The 4,803-nt window shown below is 72.2% G+C and carries 3 protein-coding genes; 1 reads left to right on the top strand and 2 read right to left on the bottom strand.

Annotated elements, in window-relative coordinates; genetic code table 11:
• Together A5481_RS00860 and A5481_RS00855 are read right to left on the bottom strand one after the other, a co-directional pair.
• The coding region (locus tag A5481_RS00860) for an alpha-D-glucose phosphate-specific phosphoglucomutase (RefSeq protein ID WP_064503715.1) at nt 1-1,340 on the bottom strand (1,340 nt) is incomplete at its 3' end.
• 160 nt (nt 1,341-1,500) lie between these two features.
• A complete protein-coding gene (locus A5481_RS00855) occupies nt 1,501-3,831 on the bottom strand; it encodes a bifunctional diguanylate cyclase/phosphodiesterase (protein ID WP_245298610.1) in 2,331 nt (776 codons plus the stop codon).
• Nucleotides 3,832-4,131: 300 nt separating this feature from the next.
• Between A5481_RS00855 and A5481_RS00850 the strand changes: the two genes are divergently transcribed.
• Nucleotides 4,132-4,680 (top strand): ankyrin repeat domain-containing protein, encoded by a 549-nt coding sequence (locus A5481_RS00850; RefSeq protein ID WP_048436890.1) that lies wholly within the window; start codon nt 4,132-4,134, stop codon nt 4,678-4,680.
• Nucleotides 4,681-4,803 lie beyond the last annotated feature (123 nt).

Here is a 4,803-nt window from a genome sequence, read left to right as displayed (position 1 = left end):
AGGTCGCCGATGCGCTGCCCCGGCAGCCCGGCGAGCTTGTCGCGCAGAGCCGTCATCAGGCCCTCGGCGGCGGCGCTCTCCACCTCCTCGTAGTCGTGGCGGGCATAGTAGTCGCGGCCGAAGCGTGCCCAGTGGTCGCGCACCACCTGGTCGGCGGGCTTGCCCGTCGCGGCGAGCAGGTTGAGCCAGAGCAGTACCGCCCAGAGCCCGTCCTTCTCCCGCACGTGGTTCGAGCCGGTGCCGGCGCTCTCCTCGCCGCACAGGGTGATGCGGCCGGCATCGAGCAGGTTGCCGAAGAACTTCCAGCCGGTCGGGGTCTCGAAGGCCGGGATCCCGAGAGACGCCGCCACCCGGTCGGCGGCGCGGCTCGTCGGCATCGAGCGGGCGACGCCGGCGAGGCCTTCCTTGTAGCCCGGCGCCAGGTGGGCGTGGGCGGCCAGGATCGCCAGGCTGTCGCTCGGGGTGACGAAGAGGTGCGGGGCGACGATCATGTTGCGGTCGCCGTCGCCGTCGGAGGCGGCGCCGAAATCGGGCGCGTCGGGGCCGGTCATCTCGACCATCAGGTCGTGGGCATGGACCGGGTTCGGATCGGGATGGTGGCCGCCGAAATCCGGCAGCGGCTCGGCATTGATCACCGTGCCGGCCGGCGCGCCGAGGCGCCGCTCCAGGATCTCGACTGCGTAGGGGCCGGTCACCGCGCTCATCGCGTCGAAGCGCATCCGGAAGCCGGAGCGGAACAGGGCCGCGACGGCGTCGAAGTCGATCAGCGTCTCCATCAGCGCGGCGTAATCCGCCACCGGGTCGATCACCGTGATGGTGGCCTCGCCGAGCCTGACGTCGCCGAGCGTGTCGAGGTCGATGTCGTCGGCCTCGACGATGCGGTACTCGCCGATGACCTTGGTTCGGGAAAAGATCGCCTCGGTCACCGGCTCGGGCGCCGGGCCGCCGTTGCGGCCGTTGAACTTGATGCCGAAATCGCCCTCCGGCCCGCCCGGATTGTGGCTCGCCGAGAGCACCACGCCGCCGATCGCGCCGTATTTCCGGATCACGCAGGAGGCCGCCGGGGTCGAGAGCAGGCCGCCGCGGCCGACCAGGATGCGCGCGAAGCCGTTGGCGGCTGCGATCTTCAGCGTCGTCTGCACCACCTCGCGGTTGAGGAAGCGGCCGTCGCCGCCGACCACCAGGGTGGTGCCGGCCCGGTCGGGCAGGCAGTCGACGATCGCCTGGACGAAGTTCTCGACGTAACGCGGCTGGCGGAAGACCGGCACCTTCTTGCGCAGGCCCGAGGTACCGGGCTTCTGGTCGGGGAAGGGCTGCGTGGCGACGGCCTTGACGGTCATGGGGTCTCGTCCCGGTTCGGGCTTGCGGGGCCGGGCGGCCCCTTCAGCCAGGCTTATGCCGCCTCCCGCCGGCGGCGGCCAGCCCGGGCGGCCGGTTTCGCACCGAGCCGCCCAGGTCTTCGGCCGTCTCGGTCTCCGGCCGTCTCGGGCTCCGGCCGTCTCAGGCCGCATCCTCGGCGGCGAGGGGCCGCCCGGTGGTCAGGTGGCGGAACCCGTCGATCGGGCCCGGGCGGCCGAACAGGTAGCCCTGCGCCTCGTGGCAGGCCTCGGCGCCCAGGAAGGCGAGCTCGCCGGTGGTCTCGACGCCCTCCGCCAGGACCGGCAGGCCCAGGCCCCGGCCGAGGCCGAGCACGGTCCGCACGATCGTCGCCGCCTGCTCGCTCGAATCGACCGAGCGGGTGAAGGAGGCATCGATCTTGATCTTGTCGAACGGGAAGGCGCGCAGGTTCGACAGCGACGAGTAGCCGGTGCCGAAATCGTCCATCGCGATCCGCACCCCCATCGCCTTGATCCGCCGCAGGGTCGCGAGCGCCCGCGGCAGGTCGCGGATCAGCGCCGTCTCGGTGATCTCGATCTCGAGCCGGGCCGGCGTCAGGCCCGAGGTGAACAGGATCTCGTGCACCAGCTCGGCGAAGCCCGGGGCGTGGAGCTGGACCGCCGAGACGTTGACGGCGATGCGCAGGGGCTTCTCCCACGAGGCCGCCTCGCGGCAGGTCTCGCGCAGCACCCACTCGCCGATGGCGAGGATGCTGCCGGTCTCCTCCGAGATCGGGATGAACAGGTCCGGCGGCACGTTGCCCCGCTCCGGGTGCTGCCAGCGCAGCAGCGCCTCGAAGCCCACCGCCTCGCCGTCGTCGATGCGGGTCTGAGGCTGGTAGACGACCCGGAACTCGCCCCGCTCGACGGCGTGGCGCAGGTCGTGCTCGATCTGGCGCCGCTCGCGGACCTGCACGCCCATCCGCGCCTCGTAGAAGCGCAGGCGGCCCCGTCCCTCCTGCTTGGCGCGGTAGAGCGCGGTATCGGCCTGGACCATCAGGGTCTCGGCATCCTCGCCGTCATGCGGGTAGACCGCGATGCCGAGGCTCGCCGCCGCGATCGCGCCCGCCGGGCCGGTCTCGGCCTGGCGCAGGGCCGCCAGGATCGCCTCGCCGAGCGCCTCCGCCCCGGCCGCGTCGACGTTCGGGGCGAGCACGGCGAACTCGTCGCCGCCGAGGCGGGCCAGCATCTGGCCGGGGCTGAGCGCGCCGGTGATCGCCGCGCAGACGCTGCGCAGCAGGGCGTCGCCGGCGGCGTGCCCGAACAGGTCGTTGACCTCCTTGAAGCGGTCGAGATCGGCGCACAGCACCGCGAGCGGCCGGTCGGCGGCCGTCGCCAGGGCGATCTCCTGGGCCAGCCGGTCGTTGAAGCTGGTGCGGTTCGGCGCGCCCGTCAGGGCGTCGTGATGCGCGAGGTAGGCGATGCGCGCCTCGGCGCGCTTGCGCGCCCGGAGGTCGCGCACCGCCAGCGCCGCATGCGGCCGGCCGGCGAAATCGATGACGCGCCGGATGACCTCGACCGGGATCGACGTGCCGTCGGACCGGCGCAGCTGGGCCTCCGGCGCGTCGGCGGCGGCATCGGCCGGGCCGGCGACGACCGCCTCGTCGAGGAGATCCGACAGCACGACGCCGCCGAGCGTCTCGGCCGGACGGCCGACGAGGTCGGCGAAGCTGTCGTTGACCGTGACGATGCGGTCGTCGTCGCAGACCACCAGACCCTCGACCGCGGCGTTGGCGAGGCCCCGCATGCGGTCGCCCTCGAGGACCGAGCGGCGCTCGTCGCGCAGGTGCAGCCACAGGCCCGCGAAGGCGAGCAGCAGGATCGTGATGCTCGCGAAGGCCACCGCCACCGCGAGGATCTCCGCCGGCACCGCGGTGCCCGACAGGGCGATCGACGGGTCCGGCACGATCACGGCGGCGGCCATCGCGGTGAAGTGCAGGCCGCAGATGCCCGCCACCATCAGGCCGGCCCCGGCGACCTTCACCCGGACCGAGCCGTCCCGCAAGGTGGTGGCGAGCGCCAGGCTCCCGAGGCCGGCGCCGGCGGCGAGCGCTGCGAGGACGAGCCCGGAATCCCAGGCGATGCGGCCGGCGACCTCGTAGGCGGCCATGCCGGTGAAGTGCATGGCGCCGACGCCGAGGCCGATCTGCGCGCCGCCGATCCAGGCGGCGGCCGGCAGCCCCGGCCGTAGGGCGATCCAGAAGCCGGCTGCCGTCATGCCGACCCCGATCATCAGCGACAGCCCGGTCAGGCCGAGATCGTAGGCGGAGGCGAAGCCGGGCGAGAAGGCCAGCATGGCGATGAAGTGCGTCGCCCAGATCCCGGTCCCGCCCGCCAGAGCGGCGGTGAGGAGCCAGAGCCGGCGCGCCTTGCCGGTATTGACCCGGGCATGGTCGAGAAGCGTCAGGCTGGTCGCCGCAGCAAGGTTGCATACAACCGCCGCGAGAAAAACCAACTTGAGGTCATGATTTCCGGTAATACAATCGTACAGGGCAGTCACGACTGGCGTCTCGCGCTCAAGCTCTTTGTGAGGCACCACATGCGCAGATGGACGTGAACATCCATGTCATTGCCTGAGCGCGCACGGCCTTTCCTCGGCACGTAGTGAATGTGCTCCTAATGCGGTCGCCGGAATGCCGGAGAGCCGCCCGCCCGGCCGCGATCCCCCTCCCCGAGCGATCCTCCGAGCGATCCCCCTTGGCAGCCGCCCCCTCCGCTCGATATCCGGCGGCACCGAGAGAAGGACGCGAGCGCGATGCAGAACGAGGAGCCCGGCGCGACGGCGCAGCCGATGCTGGACGAGGACACGATCGCCTTCGCGGGTCGGGTCTTCCAGTATGCCCGGCTTGGGCACCACGCGGAGCTGGCGGAGCTGCTGGGGATGGGCCTGCCGCCCAACCTGCGCAACGATAAGGGCGATACGCTTCTGATGCTCGCGGCCTATCACGGCCATGTCGAGACGGTCGGCGTGCTGATGGCGCACGGGGCCGACCCGGCGATCGCCAACGACCGCGGCCAGACCCCGCTCGCCGCCGCGGCGTTCAAGGGCGCCATGCCGGCGGTGCTGGCCCTCCTCGACGGCGGCGCCGCGATCGACGGGGCCGGCCCGGACGGACGCACCGCCCTGATGACCGCCGCGATGTTCAACCGGGTCGAGATGGTGGAGGCGCTGCTTGACCGGGGCGCCGACCCGGCCCGGCGCGACGCCGGCGGCCATACCGCCGAGACCGCCGCCCGCGCGATGAACGCCCCCGACACGCCGGACCTGCTGGGGCGGGCGGTCGCCTCCCGGAACGAGGTCTAAGCAGATTTCGCCGAAGTGGTTACCGGTTCGGCGCCAAAAATCTGCGACAGAACAAGAACCTAAGCGGGCGAAGCGTTGGCCTGCCACGGTACACGACACGAACTCCGTTGCCCTGCGGTCGGC

The sequence above is a fragment of the Methylobacterium platani genome, from assembly GCF_001653715.1.
Classification (GTDB): Bacteria; Pseudomonadota; Alphaproteobacteria; order Rhizobiales; family Beijerinckiaceae; genus Methylobacterium; species Methylobacterium platani.
Note: the sequence above shows the minus strand (reverse complement) of the source record. Positions and strands in the feature narration are given on the sequence as shown.

Excerpts from the sequence above, each read along its gene's own strand:
- A5481_RS00850 (WP_048436890.1), top strand. The coding sequence starts at position 4,132 with ATGCAGAACGAGGAGCCCGGCGCGACGGCGCAGCCGATGCTGGACGAG.